This window comes from Flavobacterium sp. 120, assembly GCF_003633605.1.
Taxonomy (GTDB): Bacteria; Bacteroidota; Bacteroidia; order Flavobacteriales; family Flavobacteriaceae; genus Flavobacterium; species Flavobacterium algoritolerans.
Genome location: NZ_RBKZ01000001.1, coordinates 2,555,650 through 2,578,162 on the forward strand (window position 1 = coordinate 2,555,650; position 22,513 = coordinate 2,578,162).

Here is a 22,513-nt window from a genome sequence, read left to right on the forward strand (position 1 = left end):
TATGTTAAAATTTATTATCAATGACTCTTTCTTTTTGGCGTTACTCACACTTGGCTTTGGCTGTATTTTCTGCTGCATTTTTGATATTGGCATCCGTAACTGGTGTCATACTCGCAGTCGATGCCATACAAGAGAAAACACCGCCATACAAAGTAGAAAATTTCGACAAAATAACACTTGGAGAAACTTTGCCGATATTGCGCAAAACCTACCCTGAAATAACGGAATTGAGTGTAAACCACAATCAATTTGTAACACTGCAAGGTATCGACCAAGAAGACAATGATGTAAATGCTTATGTTGATCCAAGAACTGGAAAAATACTAGGAGAACCTATCAAAAAAAGTGAGTTTATCCAATGGACGACAGCGCTCCATCGTTCTTTATTTCTTAAAGAAACGGGGCGTTTTTTTGTTGGTTTTATTTCCTTTTTGTTAGTATTGATTTCCATTTCGGGTTTTGCTTTGATACTCAACCGACAAAGAAGTTTTCGCAGTCTATTTTCTAAAATTGTAAAAGAAAATTTTGCCCAATATTACCATATTTTTCTAGGACGATTATCGCTGATTCCGATTCTGATTATCGCACTTTCTGGAACCTATTTAACCTTGGAAAAGTTTAATTTTTTCCTCGAAAAAACAGATTCAGAAGAGAAAACCGAAGCGACTGTAACTACGCCAATTGCAGAAAAAAGTGCTGCTACTTCCGTTTTTAAAAATACGCTTCTGGCCGATGTTCAAAAAATCGAATTCCCTTTTTCGGATGATCCCGAAGAATATTATATCATTACCTTAAAAGACCGAGAAATAGAAGTCAATCAGGTTTCCGGGGCAATTGTAAATGAAACTCCTTTTCCGATGAGAACTTTAATATCGGATTTGAGTCTTAACTTACATACCGGTCGAACCAATATTTTATGGGCGATAATTTTAGGAATAGCGAGTTTAAATATTCTCTTTTTTATCTACTCGGGATTTGCAATGACTTTGAAACGAAGATCGAGTCGCATTAAAAACAAATACAAACCCGAAGACAGTACATTTATTTTGCTGGTAGGTTCTGAAAATGGAAGTTCATTGCGATTTGCTAATGCTATTCACAAACAATTACTTGCTCACGGAGAAAAAGCTTTCCTTACTGAATTGAATAATTATTCGGTTTACCCAAAAGCAGAACATCTTATCGTATTTACTTCAACCCACGGATTAGGAGATGCTCCATCTAATGCGAGTAAATTTATTTCGCTCATTAACAAAACCGAACAACAGCACAAAATCAATGTTTCGGTAGTCGGATTTGGTTCAAAAGCGTATCCTGATTTTTGTGGTTATGCACGTGACATTGACACTTTATTGGCGAAACAAAATTGGGCGGAGCACTTTTTAGAATTACAAACCGTAAACGACAAATCAGCTGAAGAATTTGTAGGTTGGGTAAAATTATGGAGTGCCAAAACAGGAATTTCTCTTTCCTCCACTCCATCAATATACAATGAGGTTCCAAAAGGTTTGGAAAAACTGGTCGTACTGGACAAGACCGCTATTTCTGATACGGAACATACTTTTTTACTCACATTACGCGCTAGCAGGAGCGCTAAATTTACTTCGGGCGACCTGTTGGCTATTTATCCTGCAAATGACACCCGAGAACGCCTATACTCCATCGGAAATCATAATGGCTATATATTATTAGTGGTAAAACTACATCCTTCTGGTTTGGGATCCGGTTTCTTATATGGTGTGGAACCTGGTTCGATTATAAAAGCCAGAATCCTCAAGAATGCTGCTTTTCACTTTCCGAAAAAAGCACCCAAAGTAGCACTAATTTCAAATGGAACCGGTATCGCTCCCTTTCTGGGAATGATAGAACAAAACAAGAAAAAAACCGAAATCCACTTGTATTCCGGCTTTCGAAAGGAAACTGAAACTGTTTTAGGATATAAAAAATTTGCCGATGAAATGATGGAGAAACAACAACTTCAAAGGTTTCATTTGGCTTTATCCCGTGAAGCAAACCATAATTATGTGATGGATTTAATCAAACGTGACGCTGATTTTTTCATGGATTTGTTAACACAAGGAGGCGTTGTAATGATTTGCGGTTCGCTTGCTATGCAAAAAGATGTAGAAGCTGTTCTTGATGAATTATCTCTTTCCAGAACAAGTATGGAAATTGCAGCTTATAAAGCGAATGGACAAGTGTTGACGGATTGTTATTAGTGGAATTATGTTACTTTGTAATTGCGAGGAACGAAGCAATCACATTAGTTGCTCAACTTATATGCTTATGCTAGTGCGATTGCTTCGTTCCTCGCAATGACTACTGATACTTTTATTATGAAATTCCAATTCCTCTTTCTCCTTTTACTAATTTGCGCTTTCACAAGCCACAGCCAGGTCTTACGAAAAAGAACCACCTTACTTATGGGCGGGCGTTTTGATGTTAGCATTGTTGCCAAAGATTCACTATCGGCAGAACAAAACATAGACGCCGTTATTGCAGAAATTACCCGAATCGAGAATTTAATTTCTGATTGGAAATCGGACTCACAAGTATCGGAAGTAAACCAAAATGCGGGTATTCGACCAGTAAAAGTGGATAGAGAAGTTTTTGAATTAACACAAAGAGCGATTCGATTTTCTGAAGTAACCCATGGCGGTTTTGACATTAGTTTTGCGGCGATGGATAAAATCTGGAAATTTGATGGTTCCATGACTGCGATGCCATCGGCGGAAGCCATTAAAAAATCGGTTGAAAAAGTGGGCTATAAAAATATTGTTTTGGATAGTGTTCAATCGACTATTTTCCTAAAACTAAAAGGAATGAAGATTGGATTTGGAGCATTAGGAGAAGGATATGCCACCGATAAATGCCGAGATATGATGCTTGCAAAAGGCATCAAAGCCGGAATTATAAACGGATCAGGCGATATGAGTACTTGGGGAAAGCAACCTAACGGGAAACCTTGGAATATAGGAATTACCAACCCCTTTCATCCTGAAAAACTTTTGGGTGTTGTTCCATTAAAACAAGATGCAGTAACCACTTCAGGGAGCTATGAGAAATTTGTTGTTTTTGACGGCAAACGCTATTCGCATATCATCAATCCGGCAACGGGCTATCCCGCAACGGGCTTGTGCAGTGTAACGGTTTTTGGACCAAATGCTGAAACGGCTAACGGCTTGAGTACTTCGCTAATGGTTTTAGGAAAAACGGCAGGACTGCTTTTACTCAACAAATATCCTGATTACAGCTGCATCATAATTACTGATGATGGAAAAGTTGTGAAATCAAAAAACTTCCGAATCAAGAAATTTAAGGCACGACTTTAATGATTCTAAGCTTAAACTTCCGAAATTAAATACTATTGCATCAAAGATAGGCTTCCTATTTGTAGTTAGGAATGGTTAATTCCAATATTCTGTTTTGACACCAATTCCACAAATCAAGTATTCCCTTTGAAAACAGTTGCTAATCCTTAAAATCTGCAGCACCGAAAATGTCCTCCTCAGCGATGGTATTTGCAAATTGCTTTAACAAAATTTAACATAAAAGATCTTCAAACACTTTTCAAGGGATGAATTTCAGAATTCACAGGGTCAAAAAAGTAATATTAACAAGACAAAGACCATCAAAAAGAAAGCTTCGGGTGAAAATGGTTGTTTCATAAAAATATAAAACACTAAAAAACAATACGTTAAATATATTTTTAATTTTTATTAATATTTAATCTAAATAAGTTTTGCAAATCCATACTTGGGTTTTATATTTGCATCGTTATTTTTAATTATTCCAAATAAACAATCATGAAATATATTTTACTTCCAACTTTAACACTTTTATTCAGTTTATCCTGTCTAGCACAAGAATCAGCAAATGCTTCTGGTGATAAAAATTATGATGAAACTACTTCTTCAGAATTTGACACTATAAAAAACAAAAAAGGAGGGATACTAAAAGAAGTTATTATCACAGCAAACAAGGAGAAAAAACCAGTTTCAGCATTGAGATCAGGTTTAAAACCAATGGACACTCCACAAAGTGTACAAGTTATTGGATCTGAAATTATAGCACAACAACAAAGCATTCGTTTGAGTGAGGTACTGAAAAATGCCAATGGTGTTTATGTAGGTTCTGCACGTGGTGGCGCTCAAGAATCATTTTACTCTAGAGGTTATGATATGTCAGCCAACAATATGTTTAAAAATGGTTTTCGCTATAATGCGGGGTCTATTCCTGAGGTTTCTTCTTTGGAAAAAGTAGAATTTTTAAAAGGTAGTGCGGCTTTATTATTTGGTAACGTTGCTCCTGGAGGAATCTTAAATTTGGTTACGAAAACACCATCTTTCAAAAGCGGTGGAGAAATTTCTATGCAAGCAGGAAGTTTTGCTTACTACAAACCAGCTGTAGATTTTTACGGACCATTAAATAAACATATTGCATATCGTTTTACAGGTTCTTACGAAAACTCAGAAAGTTTTAGAGATGTTGTGAAAAACGAACGTTTATACATTAATCCTTCCTTCCTTTTTAATGTAACTGATAAAACTCAAATTACAGTACAAGGAGATTACTTGAAAAGCAATTGGACACCAGATTTTGGAACTGGAGTAATAGGAAAAGAAATTGTTGATGTGCCACGCAGTAACTATTATGGTGCGCTTTGGTCAAATGGAAAAACAAAATCAGCAAGTGCTTCCGCATTACTTAATCACAGTTTTAATGACAACTGGAAATTAAATTTCAATGCTTCTTTTCAAAATTTCGACAGAGAATCAAAAGCTACAGAACGTATTGTAATATCTCCAACAGCTAATCCTTATGGAAATTTCAATAGACCATTAGGACAGAATAAAGGTACTGAACAAATTTTTGGAGATCAATTAAGCATACAAGGAAACTTCAACACCGGAAAAATAAAACATCAATTGTTTACAGGTGTAGATTTTGAAAACTCTTTTGCACAAGCATATACGTTTGCTTTTAGTACTGCCAATTATGACACTGTAAATATCTTTACTTTCGACCCTGCAACACAGCGAATGGATGAGCCAAATTCTACGCTTACCCGAATAGTAAGTACTGATACAAACCGTTTTGGGGTTTATGCACAAGATTTGATTTCGTTTACAGAAAAAATTAAGCTTTTAGCAGGTATTCGTTGGTCTTGGCAAGAAGCAGAAGTAATCAACAACAGCTTGACAACTCAAGCTCCAATACGTAAAGATGAGGCATTCTCTCCAAAATTTGGATTAGTGTATCAACCAACAAAAGAGATGTCTTTGTTTGCCAGCTACTCTAACTCATTTACACCAAATACTGGAACAACAGTTGATTTAAAACCAATAAAACCTTCAATCATAGACCAATATGAAGCAGGTATTAAAAAAGATTTCTGGAGAGGTATTTTGAGTACAAATATTACTGCGTACCAAATTACAAACAGCAATTTGGCACAAACAGCAGAATTTAAAGCTGATGGATCAAACAATACTGATACGACTATAAAAGTCTTGAACGGAGAAACTACTAGCAAAGGAATTGAAATTGATATTACAGCCAGACCTACAGAAGGCTTAAACATTATTGCCGGTTACAGCTACAACGATATGCGTTATACCAAAACATCCGGATTAAACGGAAGTACTATTGAAGGAGATCGTGTGGTAAGAACTCCAGCTAATACCGCTAATTTAAGCTTTTTCTATACTTTGCCAGCCGGAGCATTAAAAGGTGTTTCTTTTGGAGCAATCGGGAACTACATTGGTAACCGTCTTGGAGGTTGGAATAATCTAGTTGTAATTAATCCTAATACTGGAGCTCAAACAATCAATGACAGAGAAATTCCAATGAGTGGTTATACAACAATCGATGTTTCTGCAGGTTATACTTGGAAAAAAATCTCAATCTTATGTAGGTTGTCAAATATTACAAATGAGTTGAATTATACGGTACACGAAAACTACAGTATCAATCCAATTGCACCGCGTCAAATATTGACAAGTTTAAAATATAAATTCTAAAACCAAACTTTGGTTTTATTTCATCCAAAACTTTTTCTGCCAATTTCATTTTTTTGAAAAGCAGAAAAAGTTTTTGTTATTTTAACGAACTAAAAAATTGTATTTGCAAAAGAATAAAAATACGATTCCCTCATTAAATTAAAAATTATGAAAAAAATAAAATTCAGAAATTTACATCGTGATTTAGGCTATTTTTATATTGGACTTATTGTATCATTTGCCTTCTCTGGACTTTTGATGAACCACAGAGATGCTTGGCATCCAGAAAAATATACTACTGAAACAAAAGAGATTGAAGTGAAATTACCGGAGGAAAGTGAAATCAACGAAAAATTTTCTGAAGATTTAGGAAAACAACTGGGCATCGATGACAAAATGAGACGTCACACAGTGAAAAAAGGAGACTTTAAAATTTCTTTTGAAAATCACGATGTCGAAATTGATATGAAAACCGGAAAAGGAGAAATCATCTCTTTTGTAAAAACACCAATAATTAGTCAGGCGATGAAATTGCATAAAAACACTTCTAATTTTTGGATTTACTATTCTGATATTTTTGCCATCAGTTTAATCATCATCGCTTTGACAGGAACTATAATGATCAAAGCCGGAAAATTCAGTTGGAAAAACAGAGGTTGGAAACTCGCAGTAGCCGGAGTGATTTTTCCATTGATTTTTCTGTTTTTATTGGGATAAAATTCAAATTTAAGGCATGAAATTTAAAAACCTCGTTTAGAAATAGACGGGGTTTTCTATTTTTCACCAAAGCGTTATTTTTTTCATATATTTGATGGTAACAATTGATATATAATGACTTAACAAATTTTAAATTATGAAAAAAACATCTATTTTATTTGGGGCTTTATTAATCATGATACTTTCATCATGTAAGGATGAGAAAAAAAAGGAAGAAGCACGTTTGCCTGAACAATATGAGTTGGAAGATTTTTACAATACCAAATCGATAAGTGCTTCAGGATTCAATGACGATGAAACAAAAATTCTAATAAACAATAACACAACCGGAATCTACAATGCGTATGAGTTATCTCTCGCAGATACTACCGCTATAGCATTGACAAAATCTACTAAAGAAAGTATTTATACTGTAGATTACTTACCTGGAAGTTCTAAATTCATTTATTCGGCTGATGAAGGAGGAAACGAAAATTCTCATTTATTCCTAATGGATCGTAAAAGTAGTACTCCAAAAGACATCACTCCTTGGGCAAATAGCGCCAATAGTTTCAATGGCTGGAGCCAAGACAAAAAAAACATGTACATAAACAGTAACAAGCGAGATGTAAAGTATTTTGATATTTTAAAATTAGACACTCTAACTTGGAAACCAACCATTTTATACCAAAACGAATCCGGTTTAACCCCATCAGTAATTAGTAAAACGGAACGTTATATAGCACTTACCAAAGAAATCACTACGGATAAAAACGAAATGTATTTATACGATAGTAAAACCAAAACAACTAAACGTCTCAGTAACGACAAAGAAGCAAATTGGAGTCCAATGGCTTTTGAAAAAAATGACAGCATTTTTTATTATACCAGTAATGAAGATAAAGAATTCAGTTCGTTACTCAAATACAATATCAATACTGGAAAATCAGAAGAAATTTTCAAAGATAAATGGGATGTAATGTATATGTCTTTAAGCGAAAAAGAAAAATACCATATTGTTTTTGTGAACAATGACGGGAAAAACAAAGTACTCCTTTTTGAACATGCAACCGGAAAACCGCTAAAGCTACCTGACTTTGATGATGGTGATGTAATAAATGTAATCATTTCCAATAGTGAAAATAAATTATTGCTGACTGTAGGAAGCAGTACCAGCTCTCCAAACTTATATCTTTATGATATTCCTTCCAAAAAACTAAAACAACTGACTTCCACTCTAAGTAAAAAAATCAATCAAGACGACCTTGCAAAAGCCGAAGTGGTTCGTTTCAAATCTTTTGATGGCAAAGAAATACCAGCTATTTATTATAAGCCTTTACAAGCTTCTAAAAACAATAAAGTTCCAGCATTAATCTGGGTACACGGAGGACCTGGCGGACAAAGTCGCATTGGATATTCAAACACCATACAATATCTGGTTAATAAAGGATATGCGGTTTTGGCCGTAAACAATCGCGGCAGCAGTGGCTATGGAAAAACATTTTACAAAATGGATAATAAAGATCATAGTAACGGAGATTTAAAAGACTGTATTTGGGGCAAAAAATGGCTAACAGAACAGGATTATATTGACCCGAATGCTATTGGTATTTACGGCGGAAGTTATGGCGGATGCATGGTTTTAGGTGCATTAGCATTTCATCCCGAAGAATTTAAAGTAGGTATCGATTTATTTGGCGTTGCAAATTGGCCCAGAACATTAAAAAGTATTCCTCCTTATTGGGAATCATTCCGTAAAGCGCTCTATGACGAAATGGGTGATCCATATACTGCTGATAGTATTCGATTGAAAAAAATATCGCCATTATACAATTACGATAAAATAAACAAACCATTACTTGTTTTCCAAGGGGCTAATGATGTAAGAGTATTGCCTGTAGAAAGTGATGAAATTGTAGAAGGAGTAAAGAAAAATGGAGTGCCGGTTCAATATGTAGTATATCCAGATGAAGGGCATGGATTTCAAAAAAAGGAAAACCAAATTGCGACAACAAAAACCACATTACTCTTCTTGGATAAATACCTAAAGTCTAAGAAATAGAAATAATTAAGTATGTTCAAAAAAAATCCATCTCGTTATAAATGAGATGGATTTTTTTAATGTAAACCTTCTGAGTCTATCATTATTAGTTCAATACTTATATCTAAGGGAAATTTTGTGAATTGCAACCAATTTAATCGGCGAGCAATTTCATAAAAAGCTTAATTTATTTGAATTCCATTTTTTTCAAGTAATTCAAAAAGAGCGATACTTTGATTTGGCTCGTATTTTTCTACACCACTTTGATACCATTTTGCAATTAAATTCATCTGATGTGAAGTATAACCATCTGTATCAATGCTTAAGCCAAGCAAACCTGACAGAAGAAAATCTTCCAAAATTTTATTAGTTACAATACATTCCGGAATTCCATCACTAACGCATCCGTTCATCCGTTCATAATCTGATCTCCCAGAATCAAATCCAGCAATAAAAGCTTCATTCCTTTTTGCATAATTAAACTCCAAAAATGGATTCAAACCAATTGAATATCCTTCAAAATAATGTTGTCTGTAAGCTGGACTATATATTTTTTTCATTTCTATACTAAAGTATTAATTGAAAATCTCACTACAAACATATTAACAATATTTTACTTAGTACATAAAAATCGTTTAAAGGACAAAATACTCTTTAAATCACAATAGAATAGCCGTTTATCGACAAAATATTGTCAAATCACAACAAATCACAAGAATTCTGCTTTTTCCGAAATCGGAATTATTTATCTAATTTTCAACAAAAAAATCCCATTCGCCGAGACGAGTGGGATTTTAAATTTTATAAATAAACTAACTCTTATTTCAATCCTGCCAAACTATGTTCGATAGTCTCAATTTTAGATAAGGCATCAGCTTCTTTTTGTCTTTCGTTTGCCAAAACTTTCTCTGGCGCACCAGCCACAAATTTCTCGTTTGCCAGTTTATTTTGAACTGATTTCAAGAAACCTTGCGTATAAACTAACTCAGCAGTCAGTTTTGCAATTTCCTCTTCAACGTTTATATTTCCTGTAATCGGAATGAAATACTCATTCGATTTTACACGAAAAGATAACGCTCCTTCTACTTTATCCGAAACATATTCTAATGATGTTATGTTTCCTAATTTAGTTATAACAGTATCAAAATAAGTAGACACTTTATCATTGTTTACCGCTTTCAATTCGATTGTATCTTTAAACGGAATATTCTTGTCTTTACGAATCGTTCTAATTCCAGATATCACTTCAATTGTATTTTCGAAATCAGCAATTAGACTCGCATTAAAAGGTTTCATTTCCGGCCAAGTCGAAACGATTAACGCTTCCTCAGTAGTTCTTTCGGCAAGAATTTGCCAAATTTCCTCTGTCAAGAAAGGCATAAAAGGATGTAATAATTTCAAATTATTTTCAAGCATTTCGATGGCTTTCGCCAAAGTTACGCTGTCAATTGGTTGTTGGTACGCCGGTTTAATCATTTCGAGGAACCAAGAACAGAAATCGTCCCAAACCAGTTTGTAAATGGCCATTAAAGCATCCGAAATTCTGTATTTTTCAAAATTGTCTTCGATTTCCAAAAGTGTTTGTTGCAATTTGGCTTCATACCATTCAATCGCCACTTTAGATGATTCCGGTTGCGGAATTGTATCCGAAACTTCCCAACCTTTTATCAGTTTTAACGCATTCCAAATTTTATTGGTAAACGCTTTTCCTTGGTTACACAATTCCTCATCAAACATAATGTCATTCCCTGCAGAAGCGCTCAAAAGCAATCCTACACGAACTCCATCAGCACCAAATTTTTCAATCAAATCTAAAGGATCAGGTGAATTTCCTAATGATTTAGACATTTTGCGTCTTTGTTTGTCACGAACTAAACCAGTCAAATATACATTTGTAAATGGTTTTTTTCCTGTGTATTCATAACCTGCAATTATCATTCTCGCTACCCAGAAAAATAAAATATCCGGACCCGTTACTAAATCATTCGTTGGATAATAGTATTTAAAATCTTCGCTTTCGGGATCCATAATTCCTCCAAAAACAGACATTGGCCACAGCCAAGAAGAAAACCAAGTATCAAGAGCATCAACATCTTGTTTCAAGTCAGAAGTTGTAAGTTGTAAGTTGTTGGTTCTTTCTTTAGCTAAAACTAAAGCTTCTTCGATAGATTCAGCAACTACGAAATCTTCTTTTCCGTCCCCGTAGAAATAAGCTGGAATTTGTTGTCCCCACCATAATTGACGCGAAATATTCCAATCGCGGATATTATTTAACCAATGTGCATACGTATTATTAAAACGAGCTGGATGCAATTTGATTTCGCCATCTTCTAAAACAGATTTAATCGCAGGTTTAACCAAATCTTCCATTTTCAAGAACCATTGGTCTGATAAACGAGGTTCGATAACCGCTTTAGTTCTTTCAGAAGTTCCAACTTTATTCAAGTGTGTTTCTGTTTTTGCCAAAGCTCCAATAGTTTCTAATTCTTTGACAATTGCCTCACGAACCACAAAACGATCTTGTCCTTGATATTGCAATCCAAAACTATTCAAAGTAGCATCTTCATTGAAAATATCAATAATTTCCAAATTGTGCTTCTCGCCTAATGCTTTGTCATTCATATCGTGCGCCGGAGTCACTTTCAAACAACCAGTTCCAAACTCGATATCAACATATTCATCTTCGATAATTGGAATTACTCTTCCGCAAATAGGCACAATCGCTTTTTTTCCTTTCAAATGAGCAAAACGTTCGTCATTTGGATTGATACAAATCGCGGTATCTCCAAAAATAGTTTCCGGACGTGTGGTTGCAATCGTCAGGAAATCTTCACTTCCTTCGATTTTATATTTTAAGAAATATAATTTTCCTTGTTGTTCTTCGTAAATTACTTCTTCGTCAGACAAAGTAGTTTTTGCTTCGGGATCCCAGTTTACCATTCGGTATCCTCTGTAAATCAAGCCTTTGTTGTATAAATCCACAAAAGAACGAATTACTGAGGCTGACATATCAGGATCCATCGTAAACTTGGTTCGTTCCCAATCGCAAGAAGCCCCTAATTTTTTCAATTGATCAAGAATTACACCTCCGTATTTATCAGTCCATTCCCAAGCATGAGCCAAAAATTCTTCGCGTGTTAAATCATTTTTATTGATTCCTTCGGCTTTTAATTTAGCAACTACCTTAGCTTCAGTAGCTATCGAGGCATGATCCGTTCCCGGAACCCAGCAAGCGTTGAATCCTTTAAGACGCGCTCTTCTGATTAATACATCTTGGATGGTATTGTTTAACATGTGTCCCATGTGCAAAACCCCGGTAACATTAGGCGGAGGAATTACTATGGTATATGGTGTTCTATGGTCTGGTTCTGAGTGAAAATAATTGTTTTTCATCCAGTAGTCATACCACTTATTTTCAATGGTTTTAGCGTCAAATTGTGCAGGAATTGTCATTTTATTGTGGATTCGTTTAATCGTTAAATTCGATTGTTTGTTAGTTCAGTTAAACAAATAACCAAATCAACAAATAAACTTTAAAACTTTGGTCTGATATTTGTAATTCTAATTGGGAACAAAAGTAAATAATTAAGTACACTATAAAAAGAGAAATAAAAATTTGTACGTTAATTAAAAGAAAGTAAATTTACTAAATGAATTTAAATATAAGAAAATGAAAAAAACAATAGCTTTATTCGCATTCGCATTAATCAGCAGTATCGGTTTTGCTCAGAATGGCCCAAAAATTGAATTTGCAGCCAAAGACAATACAATTGATTATGGAAAGGTTACTAAGAATGAAAATGGCTCTCGTGATTTTATCTTTACAAATACAGGTAATGCTCCATTAATTATCACTAATGTACTGTCTACTTGTGGCTGCACGGTTCCTACAAAACCAGATGAACCAATCATGCCAGGGAAAACAGGAAAAATAACTGTGAAATACAATATGGCTCCAGGACCAATCAGAAAAACGATAACTGTTGAGTCAAATGCAGTAAACTATGAAGGTGGAAGAGTTGCTCTGAAAATTAAAGGTGAAGTTATTTCTAATTAATTTCAGAATCAAAAATAAATTAAAAACGCTTTTGGATATTATTTCCAAAAGCGTTTTTTGTTTATAAAATATTATACAATTGAAACCTGAATTTTAAGATTTCGCTTTTACGTTCCACTTCTAAAGTAATCCATTTTTCTTCTTCCTCTTTAAAAAGGGCATTAATTTCTTGCAATGAAAGTTTATGAATGGGATTATTATTAATTAAAATGATTACATCTCCTTTTTGTAATCCTGCGTTAGCTGCCGGAGAATTTTGCCTCACATAGGCAATCTCATAAATAGGTTTTAATTGGAATTTATATTTAAAGTCATCCATAAATACTCTAACACCACCGGACTCATTATATTTTGTAGACAAAGGAACCGTTTCCATCCGCACAGTTTCCTGAACCCACTGTAATCCATTTTGTTGTATTTCGACTCCACTTTTATTGTAGCTGAAAGGTACACTGTAATCACTATTCTTTTTTAAATACATTTGGCTGTTTTGGTAATCAAAAACAACTGTAAACCGCTTCATAATTTCTCCTCCTACTGAGCCTTTTCGATCTGGCACCATATTTACATTCCTAATTGATATCGAATCTGGAAAGGCAACCACAGGATTATTAAATTCAAAATCACCCATCTCAAATTTTTTAATTATGGCTCTTTTACCTTTTACATCACCACTAAAACCCCTACCCAAGAAATCTTCGAAATTTTTTGCAGGAACTTTAATCAATTCTGAACGATCTTGAAACAACCATATTGCATCGCTGTTCCCTATATCTATCAATAACTTTACAGGAATTTCTTTATTATCCTGAATTATTGTGCTTTTTAAATAGGGTTTGGATTTTTCAACAGTGATAGGAATTGTTTTGTAACTTTTTTCAATTTTTTTTCTGTTTTTATCATTGTCCTTATAAACTATAACTCTTTTTTTCCTGTAATTGACTTCTATTAAATTATTTTGAAAAAAATGATACCCAATAATTCCGTTGACCGGAATCCCTACATGTGACGATAAATTAAATTCAGGGTCCAAAATAATATAGAGCATATGATTACTATACTTCATATCATTAAACTCTAAGACATTATTAGTGGATTTCAATCCTTCAACAGCCTCTTGGCTTCCTAATCCTTTCAGCAATATTTTCTCAGCATTGAAAAAACGAACTTCTTTTTTATCTTCTAAACTAAATAATATCGTTTCGGAAACACCGGTATCCAATAAAAAATTCAATTCTACTCCATTTACTTTTATAGGTACAAAGACTAAATTATTAATCAATTTAAAAGGGACACTAATTTTATTCATGTCTTTTTTAAACTGAAATCCTTGTTGTGCAAAAACAGGGCAAGCAAACAGGTAAATGAGAATTATTACTATTCTTTTTTTCATTATTAATCTTTTACATAAAAATACTAAATAAATCATATCAAAAATGCAGATTTAACAATATATACGCATATTGATTATAATAAATTCGAAAAAAAAATTGCAAATTTGCAATTCAATAATCAAGACTATGCCAAAAATATCAAACAAAGGCAAACAAATGCCTGAATCGCCAATACGAAAATTAGTTCCATACTCAGAAATAGCGAAGAAAAAAGGACATAAAGTATACCATTTAAACATTGGCCAACCAGATATCAAAACTCCTGAAGTCGCCATGAACGCCGTTAAAAATATTGATTTAACTATTCTGGAATACAGCCATTCTGCTGGAAATGAAAGCTACAGAAAAAAATTATCTGCCTATTATATCAATCAAGGCATTTCGGTAAATATTGAAGATATTATTATCACTACCGGTGGATCAGAAGCACTTATGTTCGCGATGGGAAGCACTATGGATCAAGGAGATGAAATCATTATCCCAGAACCATTTTATGCTAATTACAATGGATTTTCAACAGCTTCAGGCGTTACTGTTGTTCCAGTAATTTCGACTATTGAAACAGGTTTTGCTTTACCGGCTATAGAAGATTTTGAAAAACTGATTACTCCAAAAACTAAAGCCATCCTGATTTGTAACCCAGGAAACCCAACGGGATATTTATATTCGAAAGAAGAAATTATGAAATTGGCAGCTTTGGTCAAAAAACATGATTTATTCTTGATTTCTGACGAAGTATATCGTGAGTTTACCTATGATGGTGACATCCATTATTCAGTAATGAATGTTACCGGACTTGAGGAACACGCTATTATGATTGATTCGGTTTCTAAGAGATATAGTATGTGCGGTGCAAGAATAGGATGTATTGTTTCTAAAAATAAAGAAGTCATGGCGACCGCTATGAAATTTGCACAAGCAAGATTAAGCCCTCCTACTATTGAACAAATTGCAAGTGAAGCTGCACTTGATACTCCAAAAAGTTATTTTGATGAAGTAATTTCAGAATATAGAGAACGCAGAGACACTTTAATAAATGAGTTGAATAAAATTGAAGGTGTTATAGTATCTAAACCAAAAGGTGCTTTTTATTGCATTGCACAACTTCCAGTTGATAATGCTGATGATTTTGCACAATGGCTTTTAGAAACCTATGATTTGAATGGTGAAACCGTTATGGTAGCTCCAGCTGCAGGGTTTTATTCGACTCCAGGAATGGGATTGAATCAGGTTCGAATAGCTTATGTGCTAAAGAAAGAAGATTTAATTAGTGCTGTATCAATTTTGAAAGCAGCGATTCCAGTTTATAATGCAACGCAATCAAAAAGCTAATATAAGCTTTGCTTTTTTAGTGCTAAACTGACGCTAAAAAAACATTCCTATTACATCAAAAGGCAGTAACTATTGAGTTATTGCCTTTTGCTTTTTATAACCAATAGAAACAAGCCATTGACTTTATAGCCTATAAAGTCATCATTAAATAGTATGAGCTTTAGAAATTCTTTAATTTTTATTATTTATCTTTACGGCTTAAATATTTACACCCACAATAATAGTTGCTTTTAATGATAAAAAACGAAGAATTTCAAGACGAAATAGGAGATAATCATGTTAGTTTATCCGCAAAAAATCCAGTAAGAGATGATGCTTTTGACATTACTGATGATGAAAAAATTGAGAAAATAAAAAAAGACGTTGAGAGCATTCTACTGACACTTGGAATGGACTTGACTGACGATAGTTTAAAAGGCACGCCCAATCGTGTTGCAAAAATGTTTGTAAAAGAAATTTTTGGAGGTTTAAATCCTGCAAAAAAACCAAAAGCATCTACATTTGACAATAATTACAAATATGGCGAAATGTTGGTTGAAAAAAACATTATCGTTTACTCAACTTGCGAGCATCATTTATTACCAATCATAGGAAGAGCTCATGTGGCTTACATTTCTAATGGGAGCGTAATTGGTTTATCCAAAATGAATCGTATTGTAGAATATTATGCCAAAAGACCTCAGGTTCAAGAGCGTTTGACTATGCAAATTGTTCAGGAATTACAAATCGCTTTGGGTACTGAAGATGTCGCTTGTGTGATTGATGCGAAACACCTTTGCGTTAATTCAAGAGGAATCAGTGATATCGAGAGTAGCACTGTGACATCCGAATTTGGTGGAAAATTTAAAGACAATGTAACTCGCAGAGAGTTTTTGGATTATATTAAATTAGAAACAAAATTCTAAAAAAGAAATAAATTTCATAGTACTGATAAGCCCTAGCCCTGATGGAAGCGGTATCCTTTTTATGGCTTTTTTGCTATAAAAAGATTAAGCGTACAGCAGGAAAAAGCTCCTAAAAAATAAAAAATGCCATTATATAGTAGCCAAACTCTAAAAATATACAATTCTCTTTCGGGAGAAAAAGAAATTTTCACACCAATACATGAAGGAAATGTAGGAATGTACGTTTGTGGACCTACGGTTTACAGTAATGTGCATCTTGGAAATGTGCGAACATTCATGTCTTTTGACGTGATTTTCAGGTATTTTTTGCATTTGGATTACAAAGTGCGTTACGTTCGAAACATTACGGATGTGGGGCACATTGTGGATGATGTGGATGAAGGTGAAGATAAAATTGCAAAAAAAGCCCGTTTAGAGCAACTGGAACCTATGGAAGTGGTGCAGCGCTATACGGTAGATTTTCATGATATATTGAATGAATTTAATTTTTTACCGCCAAGTATTGAGCCAACAGCTACAGGTCATATTATTGAGCAAATTGAAATTATTAAAACCATAATCGACAAAGGAATTGGTTACGAAGCCAATGGATCGGTTTATTTTGATGTAGTGAAATTCAATGAAACCAATCATTATGGCAGATTAAGTGGTAGAAATATTGAGGATATGCTGGCTAATACCCGTGATCTAGATGGTCAAAGTGACAAGAGAAATTCACAGGATTTTGCGCTTTGGAAAAAAGCCGAGCCTCAACATATCATGAGATGGCCTTCGCCATGGAGCGATGGATTTCCGGGTTGGCATCTTGAATGTACTGCAATGAGCACAAAATATTTAGGTAATCATTTTGACATTCACGGAGGTGGAATGGATTTGAAATTCCCGCATCATGAATGTGAAATTGCTCAAAATGAAGCATGTACTGGACAAACTCCAGTCAATTACTGGATGCACGCCAATATGCTTACGTTAAACGGTAAAAAAATGGCCAAATCTACTGGTAATAATATATTGCCAAGAGAAATTTTGACCGGAGAAAATACTATTCTAAGCAAAGCCTTTTCAGCATCGGTAGCACGATTTTTTATGTTACAAGCGCATTACCGAAGTATTCTTGATTTTTCTGATGATGCCATTGTCGCTGCCGAAAAAGGATACAAACGATTGATGGAAGCAATGAATTCATTAAAAGATATCACTGCAGACACAAAAAGTACGATTGACATTCCGGCTTGGAAACAATTCTGTTATGATGCAATGAATGACGATTTTAATACGCCAATTTTAATTGCGCAGTTATTTGAAGGCGTTCGTTTTATCAATTTGTTGAAAGATGGAAAAGAAACGTTGAATACCGAGGATTTAAAATCTTTTGAAAAAGCAATGAACAGTTTTGTTTTTGAAGTCCTGGGACTGGAAGATGAAAAAGTTTCGGATAGCGGTAATGACAAATTAGAAGGAACGGTAAACATGCTTATTGAAATGAGAAAACAAGCTCGTGACAATAAGAATTTTGCTTTATCAGACCAAATTAGAGATCAATTGATTGCATTGGGAATCCAGTTGAAAGATGGAAAAGAAGGAACTACTTTTAGTATTTAGTTTTCTATACCAAGTCGCAGATTAATACCGTAAAATAATTTTGATTAACAAAAGTGAAGTTTTAAATTCTAATACTAAAGTCATGTTGTCAAAAATAGTTGTTTACCCATTTTTGCTATTGGTTCGATTTTATCAAGTTGCCATTTCCCCTTTTACTCCAGCAGCTTGTAGATTTGAACCTACCTGCTCTTCCTATATGATTGAAGCATTACAAACCCATGGCTTATTTTATGGTGGATTTTTAGGAATGAAACGTATTTTAAGTTGCCATCCTTGGGGCAAAACAGGTTATGATCCTGTTCCCAAAAAAGCATGTCATCATAAACATTAACTTTTTTTAAATACGAAATTTTACTTTAAATCTTTATTTTTACGACTAATAAACAAATTTAACACTAAATGACACACGCTTTAAACATCGTTTGGAATCCATCAGAGGGAATCGATTTAGGCTTTTTTATCATTCGATATTACAGCTTAATGTTTGTAATTGCTTTTGGATTAGGCTGGTACATAATGAAACATATATTTGAACGTGAAGGAGAATCTATAGAAAAATTAGATTCATTGTTTATCTGGACTGTACTTGCCACTTTGATTGGCGCCCGTTTAGGACACGTTTTCTTTTATGATTGGGAGTATTACCGCAATCATTTATTGGAAATCATTTTACCTTTCCGTTTTTCTCCAAATTTTGAATTTACCGGTTACCAGGGTTTAGCAAGTCATGGCGCTGCCATTTCTATCATAATTGCGATGTATTTTTACAGTAAAAATGTGCTAAAAAGACCTCAAATGTGGATTTTAGACCGAGTGGTAATTCCAGTTGCCAGCGGAGCCATTTTTGTGAGATTAGGAAATTTTTTCAATTCAGAAATTATAGGTCATGAAACCACATCGCCATTTGGAATAAAATTCATCAAAGATCATTTCAGTCCGATGGATGCGGTCAATGCTACTCAAATAGCCAATCCTAAAGATGCCTATACAGCAATAGCAACCGATCCAAAATTTGCATCATTACTGGAGCAGGTTCCAGTAAGACATCCTACGCAATTGTACGAAGCATTTTGTTACGTTTTTGTTTTTGCTATTTTATTTTTCTTGTATTGGAAAACTGAAAAAAGAAATAAAACAGGATACCTATTTGGTATGTTTCTAGTCCTTTTATTTTCTGTTCGTTTTGTTGTAGAATCCGTTAAGGAAAGCCAAGGTGGATTCGAAAGCTCTTTGGGATTATTCTCTACAGGACAATGGCTAAGTATTCCTTTTATACTTATAGGACTGTATTTCATTTTCACTGCTGAAAAACCTCTTAAAGTATAACATCATGTTTACTTAATAAAACGAAAAAGCTCCCGTTACAATGGGAGCTTTTTCGTTTTATTATCTTTTTAATGAGAAATGAGATTTGAATTTCTTAGGAATATCTTGTTCAGTGTACTCAATACTGAACCAATAATCATTGGCTGGCATTGGCTGTCCAATGTAAGTTCCATCCCACCCCGTGCCATTTGGAAAAATTTCTTTTAAAAATTTACCATGACGATCAAATATTAGAATTTTTGAATTTAATTGGTCTTGCAAAGCAAAAACATTCCAAGTATCATTATACCCATCAGCATTTGGTGTGAAAAACTTAGGATAATTGATTACTAAAACATTAGTTCTAGTTATTGGCGGACTACAGCCATTTTTGTCTATAACAGTAACGGAATGAGTTCCTAAAGAAACATATTCAAAAACGGGGCTTTCCTGAAATGGTCCATCATCTAATTGATACAAATAATCGCCAGTTCCTGTAGCGATAACTGTAACTATTTGATTTTTCGCAAAAGCCTCAGAAACTGTCCAATCTACATCTAAAAGGGTATTTGAGGGAGTCACAGTAACATTAATTGTTTGTGAAGTGGCACATTGATTTGAATTTGGAGAAAAAACATAAGCACCACTTGCCATATTGTTAACAATTGCAGGCAACCAAGTTCCTGAAATTCCATTTGGAGAAGTAGTATTCAAAATAGGCGGTATACCTCCCATACAGATTGAAAAATTAGAAAAATTAGGCTGAACAAGAGGAGTAACAGTAACTGCTAATGTTTGGCTATTGGCACATTCAGATGCATTTGGCGTAAAAACATAACTTCCGCTAGTTGTATTACTAACTGTTGATGGCGACCAAGTTCCTGTGATTCCATTAGGAGAAGTTGTTGCTAATATTGGCGCAGTAGACCCTGAACAAAATGGGGCTATTGCGGGAAAATTAGGTGTTCCTTTTGGTATAATCGTCACACTTAATGTTTGTGTAGTCGCACATTGATTTGGATTTGGTGTAAAAACATAGTTCCTGCTAACAGTATTACTAATCGTTGATGGAGCCCATGTACCAACAATACCATTTGGAGATGTATTTACCAAAAGTGGTGCGGTAGTTCCAGAACAAAACGGTGGAATACTTGCAAAATTTGGCGTAACAACCGGTACAATATCTATTGTGACTCTTGTAGGAGTTACTGAAGTACATTGTCCTGTATTAGGTGTAAAAGTATAAGTAACTGGACCTAAAACTGCCGTATTAACTGTAGCTGGACTCCAAGAACCTGAAATAGCCGGTGTATTATTTGAAGTTGTTGGCAAGATTGGCGCAGTCGCATTTTGGCAAACTGTAGTTGGAATACCCGTAAAAGTTGGTGTTACCAATGGGGTAACGATTACATTCAAAGTTTGTGTGGTAGCACATGGAAACAAAGTTGAATTTGGAGTAAATACATAACTTCCGCTAGTCGTATTGCTTATTATTGCTGGCAACCAAGTTCCTGTGATTCCATTTGGAGATGTAGGACCTAGTAACGGTGCTGGAGTTCCAGTGCAAAAAGGAGCAATAGCAGGAAAATTAGGAGTTACTGTTGAAGTTCCGCAAGGCACACTACAAGTGATAGTTTGTGGAGGCACACAAGGATGTGTAGCTGAAGACAATGTTAATGTTGCAGATTGCCCTGGTAACATATTAAATACTTGAAAATGAGAAACACCTGTACTTCCGGTTACAGGAGAGCCACCTTGAATTGTATAGGTGTAATTATACGAATTAGAAATCAGAGGATTATTAGACCAATCAAAAAATACAGAAGAAGCTCTATCAGCTGGTAAAATTTGCGAAGCGTCACATCTGAAATTAAGAATAGTGGCTGCATTATTAGCAACTACAATAACATCAATTTTTGAACGAGTACTTTCAACACCTCCTACAGTTTCACTAACATAATAAGAAGTAGTTCCGACGGTAGCTGTTGAGGGAGTTGGTGCGGTAGCTGATGCCGTTCCCCCAGTTGCGTTTGTACCATACCAATTTAATGTTCCTCCGGAAGATGCTGTGGACGTCAATGCAGTTGCTACAGCATTTTGACAATAATAAACAGGAGTAGTAACTGTTGGTGGCGAAGCTAAAATATCTGAATTTTCATTTCTAGATATAAGAAATAGTAAAGCATCCTTAGAATTAGAACTTGTTTTTAAAGTAAAAATCGAGCCACTCTTAACTAATCCAAGGCTCTTGTTTTCAAGACCAATGCTGCTATTTTTAGCATGAAGAATTGAATTAGACAAAATTGTAATTAAAAAAATAAAAACGAAAGACTTAATAAATTTTTCCATTATTAGTTAGGTTTTAATTTCATCAAAAAAACAGCGAGCTTTAACAAATATTTAGTAAATATATAAATTTTATACTTTCATAATCTATAAGTTCATAGATATTAATAGATTATACATAACATAGAAAATTCAGAAGTAATTCTATAAAGGAAATGAAAAACCAAAATCAATATTTTTAGTATTATAACCTGAATTTGAACCTTGCAATCCTGCATTGGACACATGACGAAAATTTGGCCTTATGTCAACTGTTATTTTATTTATTTTAAAAGTAAAACCTAAAGCTAGCACATCTGAAAAAGCAAATCCTTTTGACAATCGCTCTGTCTCTGTGTCAGTAAACATAGGCCCAATACTACCTAGAATATAAATACTTGCTGTTTTAAAAACTGGTTTACGCATCAAAAAACCAATATTTAAAACATATTCTTTTATATCTTTTAACTTGGTATATCTTTCTCTTTTTTCAATATAATTGGGGTCATCAGGCTTAACAAAATAAAAATTTAATAGTTGATGTTTCGCAAAGTTTAGTTCTGGTTGCAACAAGATTTCATATTGAAAATGTTTTGTTTGTTTTACGGTATAGTATACTTGTAGTTTATAATAACTGTTTGTATACGTATAATCGCTATTTTTTAATTCAGTTCCAAAGCCATAACCCAAACCTAATTTTACTTTACTCAATGTATCTTGCGCATAAAATGTTTGATAACTAAAGACAAAAATTAAAATAAAAATTATTTTTTTACACATGAAATTTAGTTTATAGCCAATATATTTCTTTACCATTAAATTACAAATAAAAACTTAAAATTGACATTATGTAT

The 22,513-nt window shown here is 34.1% G+C and carries 16 protein-coding genes; 11 read left to right on the forward strand and 5 right to left on the reverse strand.

The features are described from left to right. Positions 1 to 20: 20 nt before the first annotated feature. From C8C87_RS10885 to C8C87_RS10905, 5 genes are all read left to right on the forward strand, one after another. Positions 21 to 2,219: a PepSY domain-containing protein gene (locus C8C87_RS10885; RefSeq protein ID WP_121342627.1), complete on the forward strand. Its 2,199-nt coding sequence runs from the start codon at positions 21 to 23 to the stop codon at positions 2,217 to 2,219. A gap of 117 nt (positions 2,220 to 2,336) precedes the next feature. Then, on the forward strand, positions 2,337 to 3,332 hold the full coding sequence (locus C8C87_RS10890; protein WP_121343353.1) for an FAD:protein FMN transferase: 996 nt from the start codon (positions 2,337 to 2,339) through the stop codon (positions 3,330 to 3,332). Positions 3,333 to 3,806: 474 nt separating this feature from the next. After that, a complete protein-coding gene (locus tag C8C87_RS10895; protein WP_121342628.1) occupies positions 3,807 to 6,023 on the forward strand; it encodes a TonB-dependent siderophore receptor in 2,217 nt (738 codons plus the stop codon). A gap of 147 nt (positions 6,024 to 6,170) precedes the next feature. Beyond that, a complete protein-coding gene (locus C8C87_RS10900; protein ID WP_121342629.1) occupies positions 6,171 to 6,719 on the forward strand; it encodes a PepSY-associated TM helix domain-containing protein in 549 nt (182 codons plus the stop codon). 136 nt (positions 6,720 to 6,855) lie between these two features. Then, positions 6,856 to 8,760 (forward strand): alpha/beta fold hydrolase, encoded by a 1,905-nt coding sequence (locus C8C87_RS10905; RefSeq protein ID WP_121342630.1) that lies wholly within the window; start codon positions 6,856 to 6,858, stop codon positions 8,758 to 8,760. A 161-nt stretch (positions 8,761 to 8,921) separates the two neighbouring features. Here the strand turns inward: C8C87_RS10905 and C8C87_RS10910 are convergent, their stop codons facing one another. Next, positions 8,922 to 9,299 carry a hypothetical protein gene (locus C8C87_RS10910; protein WP_099714655.1) on the reverse strand — a complete coding sequence of 126 codons (378 nt, stop codon included), beginning with the start codon at positions 9,297 to 9,299 and terminating at the stop codon, positions 8,922 to 8,924. Positions 9,300 to 9,558: 259 nt separating this feature from the next. Further along, complete coding sequence (locus C8C87_RS10915) at positions 9,559 to 12,192, reverse strand: valine--tRNA ligase (protein WP_121342631.1); 2,634 nt, start codon at positions 12,190 to 12,192, stop codon at positions 9,559 to 9,561. A gap of 217 nt (positions 12,193 to 12,409) precedes the next feature. Here C8C87_RS10915 and C8C87_RS10920 point away from each other — a divergent pair, with 217 nt between their 5' ends. Then, positions 12,410 to 12,796, forward strand: a complete 387-nt coding sequence (locus C8C87_RS10920; protein WP_099714653.1) for a DUF1573 domain-containing protein — start codon at positions 12,410 to 12,412, stop codon at positions 12,794 to 12,796. Positions 12,797 to 12,857: 61 nt separating this feature from the next. Here the strand turns inward: C8C87_RS10920 and C8C87_RS10925 are convergent, their stop codons facing one another. After that, the gene (locus tag C8C87_RS10925; RefSeq protein ID WP_121342632.1) at positions 12,858 to 14,189 is read right to left on the reverse strand and encodes a retropepsin-like aspartic protease; all 1,332 of its coding nucleotides are present in this window, start codon (positions 14,187 to 14,189) and stop codon (positions 12,858 to 12,860) included. A 127-nt stretch (positions 14,190 to 14,316) separates the two neighbouring features. Between C8C87_RS10925 and C8C87_RS10930 the strand changes: the two genes are divergently transcribed. From C8C87_RS10930 to lgt, 5 genes are all read left to right on the forward strand, one after another. Next, complete coding sequence (locus C8C87_RS10930) at positions 14,317 to 15,522, forward strand: pyridoxal phosphate-dependent aminotransferase (protein ID WP_099714651.1); 1,206 nt, start codon at positions 14,317 to 14,319, stop codon at positions 15,520 to 15,522. Between the two features lie 233 nt (positions 15,523 to 15,755). Continuing rightward, positions 15,756 to 16,427, forward strand: coding sequence for a GTP cyclohydrolase I FolE (folE, locus tag C8C87_RS10935; RefSeq protein ID WP_099714650.1), 672 nt, complete (start codon positions 15,756 to 15,758; stop codon positions 16,425 to 16,427). A gap of 123 nt (positions 16,428 to 16,550) precedes the next feature. Beyond that, positions 16,551 to 18,029, forward strand: a complete 1,479-nt coding sequence (gene cysS, locus C8C87_RS10940) for a cysteine--tRNA ligase (protein WP_121342633.1) — start codon at positions 16,551 to 16,553, stop codon at positions 18,027 to 18,029. A gap of 82 nt (positions 18,030 to 18,111) precedes the next feature. Further along, positions 18,112 to 18,360, forward strand: a complete 249-nt coding sequence (yidD, locus tag C8C87_RS10945) for a membrane protein insertion efficiency factor YidD (protein ID WP_099714647.1) — start codon at positions 18,112 to 18,114, stop codon at positions 18,358 to 18,360. Positions 18,361 to 18,428: 68 nt separating this feature from the next. Then, positions 18,429 to 19,355, forward strand: coding sequence for a prolipoprotein diacylglyceryl transferase (gene lgt, locus C8C87_RS10950; RefSeq protein WP_121342634.1), 927 nt, complete (start codon positions 18,429 to 18,431; stop codon positions 19,353 to 19,355). A 60-nt stretch (positions 19,356 to 19,415) separates the two neighbouring features. Here lgt and C8C87_RS10955 read toward each other — a convergent pair whose 3' ends face one another. Continuing rightward, positions 19,416 to 21,683: a T9SS type B sorting domain-containing protein gene (locus C8C87_RS10955; RefSeq protein WP_121342635.1), complete on the reverse strand. Its 2,268-nt coding sequence runs from the start codon at positions 21,681 to 21,683 to the stop codon at positions 19,416 to 19,418. 141 nt (positions 21,684 to 21,824) lie between these two features. Beyond that, the gene (locus tag C8C87_RS10960) at positions 21,825 to 22,439 is read right to left on the reverse strand and encodes an acyloxyacyl hydrolase (RefSeq protein WP_121343354.1); all 615 of its coding nucleotides are present in this window, start codon (positions 22,437 to 22,439) and stop codon (positions 21,825 to 21,827) included. Between the last annotated feature and the right edge of the window lie 74 nt (positions 22,440 to 22,513).

Coding starts and splice junctions, on each gene's coding strand:
- yidD (WP_099714647.1), top strand. CDS start 18,112: ATGTTGTCAAAAATAGTTGTTTACCCATTTTTGCTATTGGTTCGATTT.
- C8C87_RS10895 (WP_121342628.1), top strand. CDS start 3,807: ATGAAATATATTTTACTTCCAACTTTAACACTTTTATTCAGTTTATCC.
- C8C87_RS10890 (WP_121343353.1), top strand. CDS start 2,337: ATGAAATTCCAATTCCTCTTTCTCCTTTTACTAATTTGCGCTTTCACA.
- cysS (WP_121342633.1), top strand. CDS start 16,551: ATGCCATTATATAGTAGCCAAACTCTAAAAATATACAATTCTCTTTCG.
- C8C87_RS10930 (WP_099714651.1), top strand. CDS start 14,317: ATGCCAAAAATATCAAACAAAGGCAAACAAATGCCTGAATCGCCAATA.
- C8C87_RS10915 (WP_121342631.1), bottom strand. CDS start 12,192: ATGACAATTCCTGCACAATTTGACGCTAAAACCATTGAAAATAAGTGG.
- C8C87_RS10900 (WP_121342629.1), top strand. CDS start 6,171: ATGAAAAAAATAAAATTCAGAAATTTACATCGTGATTTAGGCTATTTT.
- C8C87_RS10920 (WP_099714653.1), top strand. CDS start 12,410: ATGAAAAAAACAATAGCTTTATTCGCATTCGCATTAATCAGCAGTATC.
- C8C87_RS10960 (WP_121343354.1), bottom strand. CDS start 22,439: ATGTGTAAAAAAATAATTTTTATTTTAATTTTTGTCTTTAGTTATCAA.
- lgt (WP_121342634.1), top strand. CDS start 18,429: ATGACACACGCTTTAAACATCGTTTGGAATCCATCAGAGGGAATCGAT.
- folE (WP_099714650.1), top strand. CDS start 15,756: ATGATAAAAAACGAAGAATTTCAAGACGAAATAGGAGATAATCATGTT.
- C8C87_RS10885 (WP_121342627.1), top strand. CDS start 21: ATGACTCTTTCTTTTTGGCGTTACTCACACTTGGCTTTGGCTGTATTT.
- C8C87_RS10910 (WP_099714655.1), bottom strand. CDS start 9,299: ATGAAAAAAATATATAGTCCAGCTTACAGACAACATTATTTTGAAGGA.
- C8C87_RS10905 (WP_121342630.1), top strand. CDS start 6,856: ATGAAAAAAACATCTATTTTATTTGGGGCTTTATTAATCATGATACTT.
- C8C87_RS10925 (WP_121342632.1), bottom strand. CDS start 14,189: ATGAAAAAAAGAATAGTAATAATTCTCATTTACCTGTTTGCTTGCCCT.
- C8C87_RS10955 (WP_121342635.1), bottom strand. CDS start 21,683: ATGGAAAAATTTATTAAGTCTTTCGTTTTTATTTTTTTAATTACAATT.